Below are 18,994 nucleotides of genomic sequence, written 5' to 3'. Positions count from 1 at the left end.
ATTCCTCCCGCTTAGATGATGACCGGCTCGGGTGACAGCCGCACGCCGAAGCGCCGCTCGACCTCGGCCTGAATAGCCTGCGCCAGCGCATGGATCTCGCTGCCGCTGGCCGCGCCATAATTGACCAGCACCAGCGCCTGGCGTTCATGCACGCCGGCATCGCCCTGGCGGTGTCCCTTGAAGCCGGCCTGCTCGATCAGCCAGCCGGCGGCGAGCTTGCACTGGCCCGGGCCCGCCGGATAGCGCGGCAGGGACGGGTGCGCGCCGGCCAGCGCGTCGGCGAGCGCTTGCGGCACCACCGGGTTTTTGAAGAAGCTGCCGGCATTGCCAAGCTCACTCGGGTCGGGGAGTTTGGCCTTGCGGATGTTGATCACCGCCTGGCTGACATCGCCTGGCGTCGGCGTCGGCCAGCTGGGCAGGGTGCGCAGCTCGCGCTCGATATCGCCGTAACCGGTTTTGACGTGCGGCGCGCGCGATAGGCGAAAGCGCACCGCGCACACCAGATAACGTTGACCGCCGGCGTGCTTGAACACGCTGTCGCGATAACCGAAGGCGCACTCGGCGTTGGTGAGCGTGACCAGCCGGCCGCCCTGGTCGAGGTCGGCGCACAGAACTTCGGTGAGCGTGTCTTTGACCTCGACGCCATAGGCGCCGATGTTTTGTACCGGGCTCGCGCCGACCGAGCCGGGGATCAGGCTCAAGTTTTCCAAGCCGAACCAGCCCTGCGTCAGCGTGTATCGCACCCAGTCGTGCCAATTCTCGCCGGCGGCGGCCTCGACCAGCACCGATTCACCTTGGTCGGCGACGAGCTTGCGGCCGCTGAGCGCCACCTGCACCACCAGGCCCGGATAGTCGCGCGTGAACAGCAGATTGCTGCCGCCGCCGAGCCATAGCACCGGCCCCTGGCGGTAGGGTTGGCTGGCCAAGAGCGCCGGCAGGTCCGCCAGATCGGTCAGACGGACGAAGTGGGCGGCACGGACATCCATGCCGAATGTATTGAGGGCCTTCAACGGCGCGTTATCGATGAACGTCAAGCTCACGCGGGGACTCCAGGGCGGAAGAGGGCGCGGTCAGTCTCAGGCGGCTTTGCCGCGCCAGATAAGAGATCAATAGCAGAGCGGCGGCGGAAAGACTGATGACCAGCGCCGTCCAAAAACCGTAAACGCCCATCGGCGGCGCGACGAGCCAGTCCGTGCGTCCCAGCAGCACGCCGAGGGCCAAGCCGACGCCCCAGAAGGCGGTGACGTGGATCAACATCGGCACCCGGGTCAGCTTATAGCCGCGCAAGGCGCCGGAGGCGATGGTCTGGGTCGAGTCGGTCAGTTGATAAACCGCGGCGAACAACAGCAGCGAGGCGCCCAGTTCGATCAGGCGGGGATCGTCGGTATAGAGACGGATGATGTCGCTGCGCCAGAGAAAGATTGCCAGCATGATCAGCACGCCGCCCATGAGGCCGAGCGCGATGCCGACGCCGGTGATGCGCCGCGCGCCGCGCGCGTCGTCGGCTCCCAGGCGCTGGCCGACCAGCACGGTCAGCGCGCTGCTGATGCTCTGCGGCACCATGTAGATGATGCTGGAAAAGTTCATCGCCGCCTGGTGGCTGGCCACGGTCAGCGCGCCCAGCGGCGCGATCAACAGCGCAATGAAAGCGAACAGGCTGATTTCGACGAAGAACGACAGGCCGATCGGCAGGCCGAGATGCAAAAATTCACGCAGCGCGCGCCAGTCGGGCCGATCAACGCGGCGCGTCAGGCCATAGGGGCGGAAATGGCGGTTGGCGGCGATGTAGCAAAACAGCGCAGCGGCGTTGAACCAGAAGGCCGCCGCCGTCGCCCAGCCGCAGCCGGCGCCGCCCAGGCGCGGCATGCCAAAGAGCCCATGGATCAGGATGTAGTTGAGCGGGATGTTGAGCAGCAGCGCGGCGATGCTCATGACCATGATCGGCCGCGGCCGGTTGAGACTGGCGGCGAAGGCGTGCAGCGCCCGGTGCACCATGGCCGCCGGCATGGCCAGCGCCGTGCCGGTGATGAATAGCATGGTCTTGTCTTCCACCGCGGCCGGCAGGTGCAGAACCGAGCGCAATAGCGGCTGGACCGCGAAAAGCAGCGCCGTGCCGATCAGCCCGATGATGAGGCCAAACCATAATCCTTGGCGGCCCACCGCGCCGATGCGTTCGTGCTCGCCCGCGCCCAACAAGTGCGACAAGATGGGGTTGAGCGCGGTGACGAGCCCCATCAAGGTCACGTAAGTCGTGAGGAAAATGCTGGAGCCGATCGATACCGCCGCCAAGTCTTCTGTGCTGACGTGGCCCGACATGGCCGCGTCGACGAACCCGGTCGCCACCTGCGCGGTCTGCGCCACCATCATCGGCAGCGCCAGATGAATGATCTGGCGCGCGTCGGCGAACAGGCGGGCGGACGGCGTGCGGTTCAAGTCGAAGTGCATGGCGTGGGCGTGAGACGGAAACCGTCATTATACCCGAGGCAAGCGCTCCCGGTCCTTAGCCGAAGCGGACCGGCGGGTCGCGCCGCAAGTCGCAGCTGATGATCAGTTGGTTGCCGAAGCGGGCGTTGATGGCGAGCGCGTCGGGTAGGCTGACCTCGCGCACGATCACCGCGCCGTCATGGCGCTCGACCGGATACCCGAGACCGTCCGCATAGGCGGCCAGGGTGGCGAGGCTATCGGCATCGGTGGGGGTGGCCGGCGTGGCGGTCAGGGTTCCTGCAAGGGGTCTAGCGCATCCCACGGCATCAAAAAAGGCAAAAGAAAAGTCGGTGCAAGCGTCGGTCTGGCAGTCGTACATGGTTCGCTCCTGTCGGTTACGGGGCTTGCGCGCCCGGCCGACAACCGCCAGGCGACGCTTTAGCAGGATTTTTCGGCGCCCTGCAAGTTGTCGATTAACTCGGCGCCGGCACTCGCGTGAGCGAGGCCGTGAATCACGTGTCGAAATGAAACGGTGGCGGAGCGAATGCCAAAACAAAACCCGCTTGGCCTTGGCGCGAAGCGGGTAGTGACCGTTTCTGACGCTTTAGCTGGCATTTTTACCGCGCCCGCAAGCTGTTTCAAATCGGCGCTATGTCATCATCCGTCGATGGCCGGATGCTGTCAAGCCCGATCATGAGCATCGGATAAAGATGAATCGGGTATTTATTCGCAGCCGATTCAGGCTATAATCCGGCACTTGAGACTGTCGCCCCCGGCACATCCACCCGACAAAACCTATCCCTCATGATCCGCAAGCTTTTCCGTAAAATGCTCGAACTGCCCGCAGGCCTGGGCAAGGGCCGAGTTCGTCCGCGTGTGATTCCACTCGCGCAGCATGGCATCCGCCGCGAAGCGTTGAGCCGCGCGGCGCTTAAAGTGACCGCGCGCCTGCAGGAAGAAGGGTTCGCCGCCTATGTGGTCGGCGGCGCCGTGCGCGATCTGCTGTTAGGCGTTTCCCCCAAGGATTTCGACGTGGCGACCAACGCCACGCCCGAGCAGGTGCATCACTGTTTCCGCCGCTCGCGCATCATCGGCCGCCGCTTTCGCATCGTGCACGTCATGATGGGGCCCGAAACCATCGAGGTCACCACTTTCCGTGGCGGCAGCATCAACGACACCAACGAGACCGGCCGCATCATGGCCGACAATAGCTACGGCACGCAGGAAGAGGACGCGCATCGGCGCGACTTTACCGTCAACGCGCTGTTCTATGACCCGAAGAACGAGACCATTATCGATTATCAGCACGGCGTCAAGGATCTGCAGGCGCGTCGGCTGGTGATGATCGGTCAGCCCGCGCGCCGCTATCAGGAGGACCCGGTGCGCATGTTGCGCGCGGTTCGGCTGGCGGCCAAACTGGGTTTCGAGATCGACGCGCACACGCAAAAGCCGATCCGCGCTCATGCGCACCTGTTGCGGCGCGAGCCGGCCGCGCGCCTGTTCGACGAGATGCTCAAGCTGCTGATGTCGGGCCACGCGTACGCCTGTTTGTTGAAGCTGCGCGACGAAGGCCTGTCGCATGGCGTATTCCCGCTATTGGATGCCGTGTTGGGCGGCGAGGATGACGACCATCGTTTCCTCAAGCTGGCGCTGGCCAGCACCGATGCCCGCATGCGCGAGGACAAGCCGATCTCGGTCGGTTTTCTGCTCGCCACGCTGTTGTGGCGCCAAGTCAACCAGCACTGGCAAGCGCTGATGAGCGAGGGGGAGCGGCCGTTGCCGGCGCTGCTGCACGCGATCGGCGAGGTCGAGAGCGAGCAGGACGAAACGCTGGCCATCCCCCGCCGCTATAGCGTCACCATGCGCGAGATCTGGACGCTGCAGTCGCGATTCGACAGCCGGATCGGCCAGCGCCCCTACCGTTTCCTCGAGCAGCCGCGCTTCCGCGCCGCCTTTGACTTTCTGGTGCTGCGCGCCGAGGCCGGCGAAGTGCCCCGCGCGTTGGTCGATTGGTGGGCGGCGTTCCAGCATGGCGACACCGAAGAACGCGAGGCGCTGCTGGAGCAGGCCAAGACAAGCGATCTGGGCGAGACGCGCGCGCCGCGCAAGCGCCGCCCGCGCCGCCGGCGCAAGCCGGGCGGCGCGCCGGAGAGCGATGCATGACGCGGGCCTTTGTGGCGCTGGGCAGCAATTTGGAATGCCCGGCACGGCAAATCAGGGCCGCCTTCGCGGCCCTTGCCTTGTTGCCCGACACGACGTTGACGCGCACCTCGTCGCTCTTTCGCACGACACCCGTCGGCTATCTGGATCAGCCCGATTTCATCAACGCCGTCGCCGAGCTGGATACCATGCTCGCGCCGGTCGATCTACTGCACGCGCTGTTGGCCATCGAGGCCGATTTCGGCCGCGTGCGCAGCTTCCGCAACGCGCCGCGCATTTTGGATCTGGACCTGCTGTGGTATCAGGATGCCATGCTTGACGGCCCCGATCTCACGTTGCCGCATCCACGCATGCACGAGCGCGCTTTTGTACTCTATCCGCTGGCCGAACTCGCACCGGATCTGCCGATCGGCGCGCACGGCCGCGCGGGCGATCTGGCCGCGCGCTGCCCCGCCGAGGGCATCGGGCGCCTGCCAAGCGAAGACGAAGACAACGAAAGTCCTGAATGAACACAAGACGATATGTGGTGGTGGAGGGGCCGATCGGTGCCGGAAAATCCACGTTGGCCCGGCGCCTGGCCGAGCACTGGGGCATGGCCCTGGTCGCCGAGCGGCCGGAGGACAACCCGTTTCTGCCGCGGTTTTACAGCCAGTTTCAGCACCACGCGCTGTCGGCGCAATTGAGCTTCCTCCTGGCGCGGCGCGACACCGCGCGCCTGATGCAGCAGGGTGAATTGATGAATCAGCCGGTGGTGGCCGATTTCATGTTCGAGCGCGACAACCTGTTCGCCGCCATCAATCTCGACGCCGATGAGCTCGCGCTCTACCGGCAACTGGCTGGGGCACTCGCCATCGAGCCGCCGACGCCGGATTTGGTGCTCTACCTCGACGCTTCGCCCGAGACTCTGACAAGCCGGCTCGCGGCGCGTGGCCAGAGTGGGTTTCCCGATGGCTACATCAAGCGCGTGCACGAAGCCTATAGCCAGTTTTTCTATGACTATGAAGCCGCGCCGCTGCTGATCGTGAACACCGACCACCTGAACCTGATTGATAGTCAGGAGGATTTTGATTTATTGTTGCGCTGCCTCAACGAGATGCGCGGGCAGCGCAGCTACTTCAATAAAAGCGTCTGAGTTTCCGACGCCATGAGGATGAATGGCATGAAAATGACTGTGAGCACGTTGAGCAAAATGGGGCAGGAGGGCGAGAAGATCGCCATGCTGACCTGCTACGACGCGAGCTTCGCCAGTTTGCTGGATGAGGCCGGCGTGGATATTTTGCTGATCGGCGACTCGCTTGGCATGGTGGTGCAAGCCCACGACTCGACCTTGCCGGTTTCGCTGGACGAGATGGTGTACCACACCCGCTGCGTGGCGCGCGGCACCAAACGCGCGCTGGTGTTGGCCGATCTGCCGTTCGGCAGCTACCAGGAGTCGCCGCAGCAGGCCTTCGCCAGCTGCGCGCGGCTGTTGCAGGCCGGCGCTCACATGGTCAAGCTCGAAGGCGGCGCCTTCATGGCGGAAACGACCCGCTTCCTGGTCGATCGCGGCGTGCCGGTGTGCGCGCACATCGGTCTGACGCCCCAGTTCGTCAATACCTTCGGCGGCTACCGCGTACAAGGCAAGAGCGAATCCGACGCCGATCGTATTTTCCAGGATGCCAAAGCGCATGCGGACGCGGGCGCGAGCCTGGTGCTGATGGAATGCGTGCCGGCCGATCTGGCCACGCGTATCAGCGCCGCCATGCCGGTGCCGACCATCGGCATCGGCGCAGGCCCCCATGTCGGCGGACAGGTGCTGGTGCTGCATGACATGCTGGGCGTCTATCCGGGCAAGAAGGCCCGCTTCGTCAAGAATTTTCTCCAAGGGGCGGACAGCATTCAGGACGCTGTGGCCGCTTATGTGCGCGCGGTGAAGGATCAGAGTTTCCCGGCGCCTGAACACTGTTTCTGAAAGGACAGGCATTAAGATGGAAATCATCCGCACAATCGCCGACATGCGCGCCTGGCGCAAGACGGCTGGCCGGGTGGCATTCGTTCCAACCATGGGCAATCTGCACGAGGGCCACCTGGCCCTGGTGAGCGAGGCGCATCGTCAAGCACCGAAGGTGGTGGTCAGCATTTTCGTCAACCGACTGCAGTTCGGCCAGGGCGAGGACTTCGGCGCCTATCCGCGTACCTTCGAGGCCGATTGCCAGAAGCTGAGCGACGCCGGCGTCGACGTGCTGTTCTATCCGGACGAGAAGGAACTGTATCCGCGCGTGAAGCAAGACTTCAACGTCGAACCGCCGCATATTCAGAACGAGTTGTGCGGCGCCTTCCGCCCCGGGCATTTCCGCGGCGTGGCCACGGTGGTGACCAAACTGTTCAACATCGTGACCCCGGATGTCGCTTGCTTCGGCAAGAAGGATTTTCAGCAACTGCACATCATCCGCGCCATGGTGGCCGACTTGAATGCCGACATCGCCATTCAAGGCGTCGATACCGGCCGCGCCGGGGACGGCCTGGCGCTGTCGTCGCGCAACGGCTATCTGAGCCCGGCGGAACGCGCCGAGGCGCCGCGGCTCTATCACAACCTGGATGCGATCCGCGAGCGTCTGCTTAATGGCGACAGCGATTACGCCAGCATGGAGCAGACGGCGCGGCAAGATCTGGAAGCGCATGGCTGGCTGGTGGACTACGTCGAGGTGCGCCAGGCCGATACGCTGGAAATCGCGCATGCCGGCGAACGGCACGTGGTGGTGCTGGCCGCCGCCCGCCTTGGCAAAACCCGACTGATCGACAATGTCGACGTGCGACGCGACTGAAGGAGACCCGTATGCAACGCACCATGCTCAAATCCAAACTGCACCGCGTGACCGCCACGCATGCCGAATTGCACTACATCGGTTCCTGCGCCATCGACGAGAATCTGCTCGAAGCCGCCGACATCCGCGAATTTGAAGAAATTCAAATCTGGAACGTCACCAACGGCGAGCGTTTCGCCACTTACGCCATCAAGGCCGAGCGCGGTTCGGGCATCATTTCGGTCAACGGATCGGCCGCGCGCCGCGCCGCCGTCGGCGACTTGCTGATCATCGCCACCTTCGCGCAATACGAGGAACATGAACTGGCCGGGCTGCGTCCGGTACTGGTGTTCGTCGATGCCAACAATCAGATGACCGAAGTTCAGCACGCCGTGCCCACCCAGCCGGCGTAACCACGACGGGCCGTCGCCGTCCCGGCGGCCCGCGCTGCCTTTCCATATTCGTCAGCCATAAAATATTCCCCCCGCGCAAGCTTGTTGTCTCGTCCGCCGCTGCCTAGCCTTCCCCGGTCATTCGTGTTCCGAGGGAGCAATCCATCATGCAGGCATCGCAGCGTCATCGCACACCCTGGCCAGCCATCCTGATGGTCGGCATGATTTCTCTGTGGCCGACGCTGCCTGCGCAAGCAGGCAGCGTCGCCGACCGTCCCGCCTCCTTTGGCGAAGCCTCGCCGGCGGGACGGGCCGTGATTACCCTCTTGAATAAATGGCCGCTGGCTTATTTCAATTTGACTGCCGCGGACAGTCCGATGCAGCTGGCTGCCAAGGCGCGCGAAAGCTTGATCGGCGGGAAACTGGTGATCCTGGATGCGACGCAGGTGCACGATGCTGCGCTCGTCGATCAGATGACCGCGCCGCTGATGGGGGTGCGCGTGGGCAAGCCGTTGGTTGTCATCGTGCCCTCGCCGAGTGGACGGGATTGGCTTCATGCCGCGGACTACGGTGGCCATCTGCGCATGGCGGGCTTGTTGAGAATGAAGCTTGAGCGCCAACTCCCTTGGCGCGGTAAGCGCGAGACCGCAGCGCCGCGCGCCGAGCCGCTCGTCGGCAAGTCGCTTTACCTGACCTTTACCCATGCGCCGTTGTCGTGCCCGTTCCGGCAAAAGGTCAACAAACACAGCGGCCTGGTTTCCGGTGTGACCTTTTCCGGTCATGTCGATCCTTGCGCGGCCAACGGCGCCTATCATGCCACGGTGCGGCTCGATTATTTCTCCAGCGATAGCGCGGGGGCGCCGGCTGGGTTGCCGCCGGGTAAGTTGCTGCGCATTGGCCAGGGGCTGGAGGGGCCGGGCGGCGCCGGCTGGCATCTGGCCGACAGCCAGCGCCATGACGATCATGTCAGCATCAAGGGATGGGGGCGCCGTGTTCGTTCCACCTGGTTCGGGCCGTATGCGGGGAGCTATGGGGTCACGCTCTCGCCGGACAATGATCTGAATGTCAGCCTGATCGAGCATGTGCCGAAGAATACGCCGCGCGGCCTGGACGTCGACGTGGTGCGCAGCGACATGAAACAGCGCGGATTGACCGCGTCGGTCTCCCTGGGCAGCTCGCCCAGCGGCACTTTCGGTTACGCCGGCACGGACACCGCCATCGCCACCACGACGCTCAAGTACAAGCTCAACGAGTACGAGGTCGTCAACCGCAGCGCCGGCAATCGCCTCGACGTGCAATGGCAAAATGCGCTGGGGGCCGATATGTTCCATGCCAAGAGCGCGGTGGTCGATGGCGCCATGCCGGTCAATCAACGGCTGTTCAGCGCCATGTCGTACGCCAACTTCGTGCCCGGCTTCCTCGTCACCTACCATGCGCCGCCCGGCAAGACCGGCAGCAGCACCTTCACGCTCGTCTCCAGCGCCGAGGTGCGCGCGCCGATGTCCTTCATCGGCGACGGCGAAGTGGATACCTTCGACCAGCCGGTCTCGTTGCGCTTTCGCGATACCTTCAGCGTCGACTGGGGCTCTAGCCATTTTCTGTCGGAAGCTCCGGTCATGCTGAAAGCCTACCGGCAAGAACGGACACATTGCCTCAGTCTTTGGGATGCCGGCCGGCAGGTGGTGACCGCGGTATGCGATGGCTCCCCGCACCAGCTTTGGCGGCATACCCGCCAAGGCCAGTTCGTGTCGGTCGGCACGCCTTCGCTGTGCTTGGATGGCCGACGTGACGGCGTGGTGAGGGCCGCGCCGTGCGAACAAACCGGTTTTCAACAGTGGCGTTGGGCGGGGCGTGAGGGCGATCGGCTCTACAATGTGGCGACACGCACGTCCGTGGTGAGCACCGGCGCCGGCAATAGCGTGGCGCCGCTGTGGCGCGACGCCGACTGCGACGGCGGGGAAGAGCGCGGGCTGTGCGCCTGGCGCGCCTACGAGCCCTAACTGTCTTGACATCCTCCCCCGACTTTAGGCGGGGGAGGATGTCAAGTTGAGGAGGAGGTAGCCGAGCGCACGCGCCGGATCAGCGGTTGCTTTCATGCAAATATCGTCAAACATTTCCGCTTGGCATTATGCGCTGCAACATCCATAGTAAAAAAACGGCCTAGCCTCTACGGGCCGGCAACCGAAGGAGCGCAACATGCAGGAGCAACTGACCGGCGGCTGCTTGTGCGGAGCGATTCGCTACGTGGTGCGCGGCCAGCCCAGCTATCTGACCCATTGTCACTGTCCCACCTGCCGCAAAGCGAGCGGCGCGGCTTTTCTGACTTGGCTCACCGTGCGAACTTCCGAGGTGGAGTGGCGGGGAGAGCCGTTGGCGCTGTATCGCTCTTCCGCGGCGGTGGAGCGGGGCTTTTGCCGTCGCTGCGGCACGTCGCTCACCTACCGGCATGAATCGGACCCGGGCGAAATCGACCTGACGCTGTGCTCGCTCGATCAGCCCGACAGCCTGCGGCCCGAGCATCATACGTGGTGGGAATACCGGCTTGGCTGGGCGGTGCCGGAAGTGCTGGCGAACCTGCCGACCTTTGCCCGTTCGATGGAGGAGGGGCGTCTGCCGCCACGGCGGCGCCGGCGCGAGCACGCGCCGCACGCCGAGGCGCCGCTGGAGTAGGGTTGTTTGCCAATGGCCGGGCGGGCTACGTCGCCGGCAGTGCCTGCGGCGTCACGATCGTGCCGTCCTCGTCGGCATAGAGCCAGTGGCCGGGCTCGAAACGCACGCCGCCGAAATGGAGCGCAAGCGCTTGCTGCCCCTCGCCACGCTTGATCGATTTCATCGGGTGGGTGGCGAGCGCCAGTACGCCCAGCGGCAGACGCCCGAGCGCCGCGGAATCACGCACCGCACCGTAGACCACCACCCCCGCCCAGCCGTTTTTCACCGCGAGTTCTCCCAACTGATCGCCCAAGAGCGCGCAGCGTAGCGATCCGCCGCCATCCACCACCAGCACCCGGCCAAGACCCGGCTGCGAAAGCGCGGTGCGCACGAGCGCGTTGTCCTCGAATAACTTCAATGTCGCCATCGGACCGGCAAAGCGCATCGCGCCGCCATAGTGGCGCAGCATCGGCGCCACCACGGCGATGCGGTCGGCAAAGGCGTCGCATAGATCGGTGGTCATGAAAGACATGGCGTTCTCCCGGGATGAAGCGCCAGCGCCCACTGGCGATAAAGGGCGTCGGCCATGCGGTTGGAGACGGCGACACGCGCGTCGAGCGCCTCCATCATGGCTTCGGGCGATTGCACCGAGGGCAGGTGCGCCCATTGGCGCGCCTCGTCGCCGCTCTCGCGGCACCAGGCGCGGATCTTGTCCGCGGTGATTTCGATGTGAAATTGCAGGCCCAGGTGCGGCCCATGCAGGAACGCCTGATGGGGGCAAGACGCGTTTTGCAGCAGTAGCCTGGCGTTCGCCGGCAGCGAGAAGTTTTCGTTGTGCCATTGAAACACGTCCCCTTGCGCAAGGGGCGCGACCCAGTCCGGCAGCGCGCCGTCCGCCGGCGCGACGCGGGACCAGCCGATCTCGCGTCCGGCCGGAACGAGCGCGCGCACCTCGGCGCCCAGCGTGCGCGCCAGCAACTGGCCGCCCAGACAGTGCCCAAGAATCGGAATGTCGTGGGCGATGGCCTCTTCCATGAGCAGGGTTTCGTATTCGATGAAATCGAGCCGGTCGTTGACGCTCATCGGCCCGCCCAACGATACCAAGGCCGAGAACGGCTTGATCGAGGTCGGCAACGGCTGGCCTTGGTCGCCGCGGAACAAGACGACGGGGACATGGGCGCGCTGGGCAAAATCGAGAAAATGGCCGGGGCCGTCTTCAGGATGGTGCTGAAAAATGGCGATGGGTTTCATTGTCGTTGTGGCTGCGTCAGGATGGACCATCTTAGCAGCAAAGCAACTGCTTATGCCAAATGGGTCGGCGCGCGGACTGTGCTTGCTTGACGCCGCTATTTTTCCCCCTTAGAGGAATTTTCTCTCACGAAGTGGAGTCCATGTCGCTATTCAGCCTCCCCATAGGGTTTGCGTCATGGTCAACTTGGCCTGTCAACCATCCGACTTGTTGGCGCGTTATATCGCCCACTGGCAACTGAAAGCCGAAGGAAGGCCGTTTTATACCGCATCCAGCGTGCTGCAGCCGGTGCGCTGGCGCGGCCAGTCGGCGATGTTGAAAATCGCCATGACCGCCGAGGAGGCGCGCGGCAACCGCCTGATGGCGTGGTGGGACGACCGCCCGGCGGCACAGGTGTTCGGCCAGCACGGCCCGGCGTTGCTGATGGAGTGCCTGGCTGCCACGCCGGGGCTCGCGGCCATGGCGGCGGACGGCGAGGACGACGAGTGTGCCCGCATCCTGTGCCGCACGGTGGCGGGGCTGCATCGTCCGGGGCGCGAGCCTGCGCCGGACCTGATGCCGCTCTCGCGCTGGTTTGAAGACTTGTCGGCCGAGGCCGCCGTGCATGGCATCGCCGTGCGCCAGGCAGCCATGCTGGCTGAAGCGCTGCTGGCCGCGCCGCGCGACGAGGTGGCGCTGCATGGCGATCTGCACCATGGCAACGTTCTGTTCAGCCCGGCGCGCGGTTGGCTTGCCATCGATCCCAAAGGACTCTACGGCGAGCGCGCTTTCGATTACGCCAATCTGTTCTGTAACCCAACGGCCGAGATGGTCGAAGCGCCGGGGCGGTTGCAACGGCTGCTGTCGTTGGTGGCGGCGGAGGCGATACTGGAGCGGCGCCGCCTGTTGTGCTGGGTGGCTGCGTGGGCGGGGCTGTCGGCGGTGTGGCACCGCCAGGATGGCACGGATGACCGTACTGCCCGGTTTGTGCTGGATTCGGCGTTGGACATGCTGGCTAGCGGCGCGCAACCATGAAAAAGGCGCCGGTGGTCCGGCGCCTTTTCTGGCCGACTCTGCCGGCTAGTTGAGCTTGAGCGGGATGTACAGCGTGTCGCTCATGCGCCGTACCAGCAGCGCGATATTGCCTCGCGAACTGGCCAGAGCCTGTTCGAACCCCTTGATCGTGGTGACCTCGGTTTGATTGACGCCGATGATCACATCGCCGCCCATCAGGCCGGAGCGCGCCGCGAGCCCTTTGACCTTTTCCACCAGCAGACCGCCACGCAGACCGATCTGCGCGAGCTGTGCCGGCGGGATTTCGCTGACGATCAGGCCCAGCTTGCCGAATTGATAGCTTTGCGGTTGATTGGGCTCGGCCGCGGGCTGCGCGGCGGTATCGTTCGATAGCTCGCCCAGCGTGACGTTGAGCACCACTTCGCCGCCCTTGCGCCAAACGCGCAATTTGACCTGACTGCCCGGCTTCATGTTGCCGACCAATTGCGGCAGATCCTTGGAGCTTTGGATGGGGCGGCCATCCAATTGCAGGATGATGTCCCCCGGCTGCACGCCGGCACGCGCGGCCGCGCTTTGCGGGTCGACCCGCACGACCAGGGCGCCGCGCGGCTGCGACAGGCCGAACGATTGCGCTAATTCCTGCGTCACCTCTTGGATGCTGACGCCGAGCTGGCCGCGGCTGACCTTGCCCTTCATTTTGATCTGATCGGCGACGTTCATCGCCAAGTTGATCGGAATGGCGAAGGAAATGCCCATGAACCCGCCGGAGCGGCTGTAGATCTGCGAGTTGATGCCGACCACCTCGCCGCGCAGATTGAACAGCGGTCCGCCCGAGTTGCCTGGATTGATGGCCACGTCGGTCTGAATGAAGGGCACGTAGCTTTCATCGGGCAGGCTGCGGCCCTTGGCCGACACGATGCCGGCGGTTACCGAGTTTTCGAAGCCGAATGGCGCGCCGATGGCCGCCACCCATTCGCCCGGCTTGAGCTGATCCGGATCGCCCACTTTCACTACCGGCAAATTCGAGCCGTCGACTTTCAACAGCGCGACGTCGGTGCGCTTGTCCAGGCCGACCAGGCGCGCCTTGAACTCGCGCTTGTCGGTCATCACCACCTTGATCGGGTTGCCGCCCTGCACCACATGGGCGTTGGTCATGATGTAGCCGTCCTGGCTAATGATGAAGCCCGAGCCGTAAGAGATGCTGTCGGTTTGCGGCTGATCCTGCTGCTGGCCATCGTTACCCTGATCGTAGGGGTTGGGCATGAAGCGCTTGAAGAAATCGAAGAAAGGATCGTCTTGCGTGCCGGCATCCGCGCTGTCGTCATCGGCGGCGATGCCGGTGCGCAGTGCCTGGATATTGACTACGGCCGGACCATCCCGCTCCACCAGCTGGGTGAAATCGGGCAGCAGCATGCCGATCTTGCCATCCTGTTGCGCGGGAATCACGACGGGAGCGAGAGGCTCGTCCTTGTGAAACCATTTTTGCACTTGGTCACAGCCGGTCAGCAGTGCGAGCGACAAAGAGGCGGCGAGCAAAACGCGGACACGCACGGTCACAGGGCTATCCTTTATGCAACTTGAATCAGTTGGTCGGGCAAGATATACCCAACGAATTTCGGGGCAAGACGACCATTTTCAAGCGGGAATGTTCCTAAAGAGGCGCATTCCCTTCATCATCATACCGTCTTTGCAGCAAATTCACAGAGATCGACAATGAGGCAGCGCGCGCAATGGGGCTTTCTCGCCGTACAAACGTAACGGCCGTGGAGAATCAGCCAATGATGGGCGTCCTGGCGGTATTCCTTGGGCACTTTGCGCACCAGGCCGTCCTCGACCGCGCGCACGTCTTTGCCTGGCGCGATGCCGGTGCGGTTGGCGACACGGAAAATGTGAGTGTCCACGGCGATGGTCGGCTGGCCGAAGGCGGTGTTGAGCACCACGTTGGCGGTTTTACGGCCGACGCCGGGCAAGGCCTCCAGCGCCTCGCGTTGCGGCGGCACGTCGCCGCCATGCCGTTCGAGCAGTAGGTGGCACGTGGCGATGATGTGGCGCGCCTTGCTGCGAAACAGACCGATGGTCTGGATGTAGGGGATCAGTCCCTCTTCGCCGAGCGCCAGCATCGCCTCCGGGGTCGCGGCCACGGCAAACAGCCGGGTGGTGGCCTTGTTGACGCTGACGTCGGTTGCTTGGGCAGACAGCAGCACGGCGATCAACAGCTCAAACGGCGTGCGATAGATCAGTTCGGTGGTCGGCTTGGGCGTGTGCGCTTGCAGCCGACGGAAAATCTCGCGCCGTTTGGCGTCGTTCATGTCTTGTCTCCGGTTTTGCGCGCCGCCTGTAGTTCGGCGGCACGGCGCATGGCGGCGGCGATAACGGCTTTTTTCTGCTCGTCGAGCATATTGGCCGCGCTGGATTGCGGCGCGGCGGTCGGCGCCGTGGCCGGGGCGGGCGCGGCCGAGCGCGCGGCGAGCCGTGCGGCTTTTTCCTCTCGTTCGCGCTGAAGCCGTGCCAAACGGAACTGGTAACGGCGCCGCGCCAGTGCGGAGCGCTCCGCCGACAGCCCCTCCACCGCGGGGGTGACCGGTTCCATGCGGATGGCGTCGACCGGGCAGGGCGCGACGCACAGCGCGCAACCGGTGCATTCGTCGCCGAGCACCGTGTGCATCGACTTGGCGGCGCCGAGAATCGCGTCGACCGGACAAGCTTGAATGCACAGCGTGCAGCCGATGCAGTTTTCCTCGTCGATCAGCGCAAGCTCGCGCGGCTTCGGTTGCGGCGCGTCTGCCTCGAAAATCCGAAATGCCTGGCCGGTCAGCGTGGCGAGCCGGCGAATGCCGTCGAGCCCGCCGGGCGGGCAGCGGTTGATGTCGGCCTCGCCGCGCGCAATGGCCTCGGCATAGGGCCGGCAGCCGTCGAAGCGACATTGACGGCACTGGGTTTGCGGCAGGATGGCGTCGATGTCATCGGCGCTAATGGGCGGTTTGACGGGCTGAGACATGCGGCAAAGGACAGACGGCTAAAAGGGAGTCATTATCCGATGAAGTGAAGCGGCCTTCAACCGTGCCGCCAAGCGCCTGAACGCGCCTATTTCAGCGGCAGGTAGATGTCGGTCACCAATAGGTGCTCCGGCGTCTCCGGCACAAAATTCAGGTAGTGGAAGAACAAGGGGAAATCGCGCAATTCCTCGCCGCTTTGCGGCAGCCAATCGCGATACAGATAGGGCACTTGCTCGCACAGCCCTTCGTGCGCGCCGGTGTGGCGCAGCACGGCGCAGCGGCCGCCGGGCAGTGTCTTGTTGACTACCCCATGGTGGTTGGGCGGTACCGGCGCCTCGACCGACCTGGCGATGCCAAAGCGGAACGTCTGCGCCGGCGTGGTCTCCGGATTGTCGTAGGCGATGCCGAGGGCCAGGCTGCCGTCGCCCTGCGCGAGTCCGGTTTGCGCGCGCCATTCGATGAAGCGGCGCACGCTGTGGTTGATCTGATGCGGCGAACCGACATGCTCCAGCACGGCCAGCGCCGTGGTGGGGTAATCGACGATGGTCACCTCGCGGTTGAGCTTGCGCTTGCGGCGGTGCTGGTGGTAACGCTGGCACCAGTCCTCCCAGGCCGGGTTGGCGCGAAACTGGCTGGGCGTCTGGCCGAACAGATGCTTGAAGGCGCGGGAGAACGATTCCGGATTTTCGAAGCCCGCTTCGAGCGCGATGTCGATGATGCGCTCCAGCGGGTTGAACGCCAGCCGGTACGAGGCGCGCTTCATGCGCACCAGCTGGATGTAGCGGCTGACGCTGATGCCGCAATAGTCGGTGAATTGCCGTTGGAAATGGAACTTGGAAAAATTGGCCACCTGACTGAGCAGATCGAGCGACAAATCCTCATCCAGATGGTGGTCGATGTAATCGAACACCCGGTTGAAGCGTTTGGCGTAGGCCTGCGCACGTTCATCGGTCATGGCTTTCTCCTCAACCTGCCACTATGCCTGTACCGGCGTCACCTGTCCTGACAGATATTGCTGGTCTAGACGAGTTGCCGGGGCGAAAATCCCGAGCTTAATCCTACTCTCCTTAAGCGTTCCCTAAGAATCTCTAACAAAAGCTCCGCTAAGGCTCTGCTCAAGTTTTGTAGCACGTCTTATGCGAGTCCTGAGGCCGTGCGTTGCTGCGCGAGCGCACGCTACCCAACCACGAAATGTGTTTTGTTAGCGGTTCTAAGGCAATAAAAAGCCCGGCAAGCGCCGGGCTGTCAGTGTCGTTTGTTGCCTTTATCACGCGCCGCGTCTAGGCGCCGGCGTCGTCTCGCTCCCCCCGGAGACTTAGGCGGACTCCTGCAACTGCTGCAGGATCTGCGGATTTTCCAGCGTCGAAACGTCCTGCACGATCTCCTCGCCGCGCGCCAGCGAACGCAGCAAGCGGCGCATGATCTTGCCGGAGCGGGTCTTGGGCAGGTTCTCGCCGAAGCGGATTTCGTCCGGCTGGGCGATCTTGCCGATTTCGTGCGCCACCCATTGCTTGAGGTTGTCGGCCACCTTGCGCGCCTCGTCGCCCTGCGGCCGCGGTCCCTTGAGCACCACGAACGCGACCACCGCCTCGCCCTTGATCTCGTGCGGCTTGCCGACCACGGCGGCCTCGGCCACCAGCGGGTTGGCTACCAAGGCCGATTCGATTTCCATCGTGCCTAGGCGGTGGCCGGAAACGTTGAGCACGTCGTCGATACGGCCCATGATCCAGAAGTAGCCGTTTTCGTCGCGGTGCGCCGAGTCGCCGGCCAGGTAGAACTTGCCATCGAACTCTTCCGGGAAATAGGTTTTCTTGAAGCGCTCCGGGTCGCCCCAGATAGTGCGCACCAGGCTCGGGAACGGCTTCTTGATCACCAGGAAGCCGCCTTTGCCGGCTTCCACCGGCGCACCGGACTCGTCGACGATGTCGGCCATGACGCCAGGTAGCGGCAGTGTGCAGGAACCGGGCTTGGTCGGCACGGCGCCCGGCAGCGGCGCAATCATGGCCGAACCGGTTTCGGTTTGCCACCAGGTGTCGACGATCGGGCAGCGGCCGCCGCCGACCACCTCGTAGTACCACATCCAGGCTTCCGGATTGATCGGCTCGCCGACCGTGCCGAGCACGCGCAGCGACGACAGGTCGAATTGCTTGGGTGCGTCGGCGCCGAGCTTGATCAGCGAGCGGATGGCGGTCGGCGCGGTGTAGAACAGGCTGACCTTGTGCCGCTCGATCATGCGCCAGAAGCGCGTGGCGTCCGGGTAGGTCGGCACGCCTTCGAAGATGACTTGGGTCGCGCCATTGCCCAGCGGGCCGTAGCAGACATAGGTGTGGCCGGTGATCCAACCGACGTCGGCGGTGCACCAGAAGACGTCGTTGGGACGGTAGTCGAAGACCCAGCGGAAGCTGTTGATGGCGCCCAGCAGGTAGCCCGCGGTCGAGTGCTGGATACCCTTGGGTTTGCCGGTCGAGCCGGAGGTGTAGAGGATGAACAGCGGGTCCTCGGCATTCATCCATTCCGGTTCGCATTGTTCCGGCTGCTTTTCCACCAATTGATGCCACCAGACGTCGCGGTTGGCGTCCCAGGCGGGTTCGGAGTCGGTGCGGCGGTAGACCACGACGTGTTCGACGGTGTCGCAGCCGCCCAAGGCGATGGCTTCATCGGTCGTGGCCTTGAGCGGCACGCCCTTGCCGCCGCGCAGGCCTTCGTTGGCGGTGATCAGCAGGCGGGCGCCCGCATCCTGCACGCGGTCGCGCAGCGCGCCGGCGGAGAAGCCGCCAAACACCACCGAATGGATGGCGCCGATCCGGGCACAAGCCTGCATGGCGACGATGGCTTCGATCACCATCGGCATGTATATCACCACGCGGTCGCCTTTCTTGATGCCCAGGCTCTTCAGGCCGTTGGCGAATTGGCAGACGCGACGGTGCAGTTCGGCGTAGGTGACGCGGGTCACTGCGCCGTCGTCGGCTTCGAAGATCAGCGCGATTTTGTTGGCGTTTTGCGCCAGGTGGCGGTCGATGCAGTTATACGACACATTGAGTTGGCCGTCGTCGAACCATTTGAAGAACGGCGCGGCGCTCTCGTCGAGCACGCGCGAGAACGGCTTTTTCCAACTCAGCAGTTCACGCGCCATATCGCCCCAGAAGGACAGATATTGGCCGTTGGCCTGATCGCACAAGGCATTGTAGGCTTCCATGCCCGGGATGACCGCCTTTTGGCGGAAGTCGTCGGAGGGCGGAAAGCTGCGGGTTTCTTTGAGAATGGATTCGATGCCGGACATGCGGTGTTCTCCTCTGTGCAATCTATGGGACGGCCATTTCGTTGTTTAGCTAACGTTACGAGCTTGCG

The 18,994-nt window shown here is 64.1% G+C and carries 19 protein-coding genes; 9 read left to right on the top strand and 10 right to left on the bottom strand.

Translation table 11 applies throughout. The features are described from left to right. Nucleotides 1–11: 11 nt before the first annotated feature. Genes murB through JOZ06_RS02415 form a run of 3 tightly spaced genes read right to left on the bottom strand, consistent with a single transcriptional unit; the run spans nt 12 to nt 2,803 of the window. Nucleotides 12–1,040, bottom strand: coding sequence for a UDP-N-acetylmuramate dehydrogenase (murB, locus tag JOZ06_RS02425; RefSeq protein ID WP_293228289.1), 1,029 nt, complete (start codon nt 1,038–1,040; stop codon nt 12–14). Beyond that, nucleotides 1,018–2,445, bottom strand: a complete 1,428-nt coding sequence (locus JOZ06_RS02420; protein WP_293228287.1) for an MATE family efflux transporter — start codon at nt 2,443–2,445, stop codon at nt 1,018–1,020. The genes murB and JOZ06_RS02420 overlap by 23 nt, the downstream gene beginning before the upstream one ends. A 55-nt stretch (nt 2,446–2,500) precedes the next feature. Continuing rightward, nucleotides 2,501–2,803: a hypothetical protein gene (locus tag JOZ06_RS02415; RefSeq protein ID WP_293228286.1), complete on the bottom strand. Its 303-nt coding sequence runs from the start codon at nt 2,801–2,803 to the stop codon at nt 2,501–2,503. A 425-nt stretch (nt 2,804–3,228) separates the two neighbouring features. Here JOZ06_RS02415 and pcnB point away from each other — a divergent pair, with 425 nt between their 5' ends. From pcnB to JOZ06_RS02375, 8 genes are all read left to right on the top strand, one after another. Then, the gene (gene pcnB, locus JOZ06_RS02410) at nt 3,229–4,587 is read left to right on the top strand and encodes a polynucleotide adenylyltransferase PcnB (protein WP_293228284.1); all 1,359 of its coding nucleotides are present in this window, start codon (nt 3,229–3,231) and stop codon (nt 4,585–4,587) included. Next, entirely contained in the window at nt 4,584–5,093 is a 510-nt protein-coding gene (gene folK / locus JOZ06_RS02405; protein ID WP_293228283.1) for a 2-amino-4-hydroxy-6-hydroxymethyldihydropteridine diphosphokinase, read from the top strand. Before pcnB ends, folK begins: the two co-directional genes overlap by 4 nt. Further along, the gene (locus JOZ06_RS02400) at nt 5,090–5,716 is read left to right on the top strand and encodes a deoxynucleoside kinase (protein WP_293228281.1); all 627 of its coding nucleotides are present in this window, start codon (nt 5,090–5,092) and stop codon (nt 5,714–5,716) included. The genes folK and JOZ06_RS02400 overlap by 4 nt, the downstream gene beginning before the upstream one ends. Nucleotides 5,717–5,743: 27 nt before the next feature. Beyond that, nucleotides 5,744–6,535: a 3-methyl-2-oxobutanoate hydroxymethyltransferase gene (gene panB, locus JOZ06_RS02395; protein WP_293228279.1), complete on the top strand. Its 792-nt coding sequence runs from the start codon at nt 5,744–5,746 to the stop codon at nt 6,533–6,535. Nucleotides 6,536–6,551: 16 nt separating this feature from the next. Then, nucleotides 6,552–7,388, top strand: a complete 837-nt coding sequence (panC, locus tag JOZ06_RS02390; protein WP_293228277.1) for a pantoate--beta-alanine ligase — start codon at nt 6,552–6,554, stop codon at nt 7,386–7,388. An 11-nt stretch (nt 7,389–7,399) separates the two neighbouring features. Beyond that, nucleotides 7,400–7,780, top strand: coding sequence for an aspartate 1-decarboxylase (panD, locus tag JOZ06_RS02385; protein WP_293228275.1), 381 nt, complete (start codon nt 7,400–7,402; stop codon nt 7,778–7,780). 146 nt (nt 7,781–7,926) lie between these two features. Then, on the top strand, nt 7,927–9,759 hold the full coding sequence (locus JOZ06_RS02380; protein ID WP_293228274.1) for a ricin-type beta-trefoil lectin domain protein: 1,833 nt from the start codon (nt 7,927–7,929) through the stop codon (nt 9,757–9,759). A gap of 196 nt (nt 9,760–9,955) precedes the next feature. Then, the gene (locus JOZ06_RS02375) at nt 9,956–10,429 is read left to right on the top strand and encodes a GFA family protein (RefSeq protein ID WP_293228272.1); all 474 of its coding nucleotides are present in this window, start codon (nt 9,956–9,958) and stop codon (nt 10,427–10,429) included. A gap of 25 nt (nt 10,430–10,454) precedes the next feature. Here the strand turns inward: JOZ06_RS02375 and rraA are convergent, their stop codons facing one another. Further along, nucleotides 10,455–10,940: a ribonuclease E activity regulator RraA gene (rraA, locus tag JOZ06_RS02370; protein WP_293228271.1), complete on the bottom strand. Its 486-nt coding sequence runs from the start codon at nt 10,938–10,940 to the stop codon at nt 10,455–10,457. Continuing rightward, nucleotides 10,928–11,659: a type 1 glutamine amidotransferase gene (locus JOZ06_RS02365; protein ID WP_293228269.1), complete on the bottom strand. Its 732-nt coding sequence runs from the start codon at nt 11,657–11,659 to the stop codon at nt 10,928–10,930. The genes rraA and JOZ06_RS02365 overlap by 13 nt, the downstream gene beginning before the upstream one ends. 175 nt (nt 11,660–11,834) lie before the next feature. On the opposite strand from JOZ06_RS02365, the gene JOZ06_RS02360 reads away from it, so the two are divergent. Next, entirely contained in the window at nt 11,835–12,671 is an 837-nt protein-coding gene (locus JOZ06_RS02360; protein WP_293228267.1) for an aminoglycoside phosphotransferase family protein, read from the top strand. Between the two features lie 45 nt (nt 12,672–12,716). Here JOZ06_RS02360 and JOZ06_RS02355 read toward each other — a convergent pair whose 3' ends face one another. From JOZ06_RS02355 to acs, 5 genes are all read right to left on the bottom strand, one after another. Next, a complete protein-coding gene (locus JOZ06_RS02355; protein ID WP_293228265.1) occupies nt 12,717–14,207 on the bottom strand; it encodes a DegQ family serine endoprotease in 1,491 nt (496 codons plus the stop codon). Nucleotides 14,208–14,326: 119 nt separating this feature from the next. Then, entirely contained in the window at nt 14,327–14,959 is a 633-nt protein-coding gene (gene nth, locus JOZ06_RS02350; RefSeq protein ID WP_293228263.1) for an endonuclease III, read from the bottom strand. Next, complete coding sequence (rsxB, locus tag JOZ06_RS02345) at nt 14,956–15,648, bottom strand: electron transport complex subunit RsxB (RefSeq protein WP_293228262.1); 693 nt, start codon at nt 15,646–15,648, stop codon at nt 14,956–14,958. Before rsxB ends, nth begins: the two co-directional genes overlap by 4 nt. A gap of 86 nt (nt 15,649–15,734) precedes the next feature. Then, nucleotides 15,735–16,601, bottom strand: a complete 867-nt coding sequence (locus JOZ06_RS02340) for a GyrI-like domain-containing protein (protein WP_293228260.1) — start codon at nt 16,599–16,601, stop codon at nt 15,735–15,737. A gap of 360 nt (nt 16,602–16,961) precedes the next feature. Further along, nucleotides 16,962–18,926, bottom strand: a complete 1,965-nt coding sequence (gene acs, locus JOZ06_RS02335) for an acetate--CoA ligase (protein ID WP_293228258.1) — start codon at nt 18,924–18,926, stop codon at nt 16,962–16,964. Between the last annotated feature and the right edge of the window lie 68 nt (nt 18,927–18,994).

Origin of the sequence: Paludibacterium sp. (assembly GCF_019232825.1) — a bacterium.
GTDB lineage: Bacteria > Pseudomonadota > Gammaproteobacteria > Burkholderiales > Chromobacteriaceae > Paludibacterium.
Note: the sequence above shows the minus strand (reverse complement) of the source record. Positions and strands in the feature narration are given on the sequence as shown.

Coding starts and splice junctions, on each gene's coding strand:
- JOZ06_RS02340 (WP_293228260.1), bottom strand. CDS start 16,601: ATGACCGATGAACGTGCGCAGGCCTACGCCAAACGCTTCAACCGGGTG.
- JOZ06_RS02420 (WP_293228287.1), bottom strand. CDS start 2,445: ATGCACTTCGACTTGAACCGCACGCCGTCCGCCCGCCTGTTCGCCGAC.
- nth (WP_293228263.1), bottom strand. CDS start 14,959: ATGAACGACGCCAAACGGCGCGAGATTTTCCGTCGGCTGCAAGCGCAC.
- panD (WP_293228275.1), top strand. CDS start 7,400: ATGCAACGCACCATGCTCAAATCCAAACTGCACCGCGTGACCGCCACG.
- JOZ06_RS02365 (WP_293228269.1), bottom strand. CDS start 11,659: ATGAAACCCATCGCCATTTTTCAGCACCATCCTGAAGACGGCCCCGGC.
- JOZ06_RS02375 (WP_293228272.1), top strand. CDS start 9,956: ATGCAGGAGCAACTGACCGGCGGCTGCTTGTGCGGAGCGATTCGCTAC.
- JOZ06_RS02360 (WP_293228267.1), top strand. CDS start 11,835: ATGGTCAACTTGGCCTGTCAACCATCCGACTTGTTGGCGCGTTATATC.
- rraA (WP_293228271.1), bottom strand. CDS start 10,940: ATGTCTTTCATGACCACCGATCTATGCGACGCCTTTGCCGACCGCATC.
- JOZ06_RS02400 (WP_293228281.1), top strand. CDS start 5,090: ATGAACACAAGACGATATGTGGTGGTGGAGGGGCCGATCGGTGCCGGA.
- panC (WP_293228277.1), top strand. CDS start 6,552: ATGGAAATCATCCGCACAATCGCCGACATGCGCGCCTGGCGCAAGACG.
- panB (WP_293228279.1), top strand. CDS start 5,744: ATGAAAATGACTGTGAGCACGTTGAGCAAAATGGGGCAGGAGGGCGAG.
- folK (WP_293228283.1), top strand. CDS start 4,584: ATGACGCGGGCCTTTGTGGCGCTGGGCAGCAATTTGGAATGCCCGGCA.
- acs (WP_293228258.1), bottom strand. CDS start 18,926: ATGTCCGGCATCGAATCCATTCTCAAAGAAACCCGCAGCTTTCCGCCC.
- JOZ06_RS02415 (WP_293228286.1), bottom strand. CDS start 2,803: ATGTACGACTGCCAGACCGACGCTTGCACCGACTTTTCTTTTGCCTTT.
- JOZ06_RS02380 (WP_293228274.1), top strand. CDS start 7,927: ATGCAGGCATCGCAGCGTCATCGCACACCCTGGCCAGCCATCCTGATG.
- pcnB (WP_293228284.1), top strand. CDS start 3,229: ATGATCCGCAAGCTTTTCCGTAAAATGCTCGAACTGCCCGCAGGCCTG.
- rsxB (WP_293228262.1), bottom strand. CDS start 15,648: ATGTCTCAGCCCGTCAAACCGCCCATTAGCGCCGATGACATCGACGCC.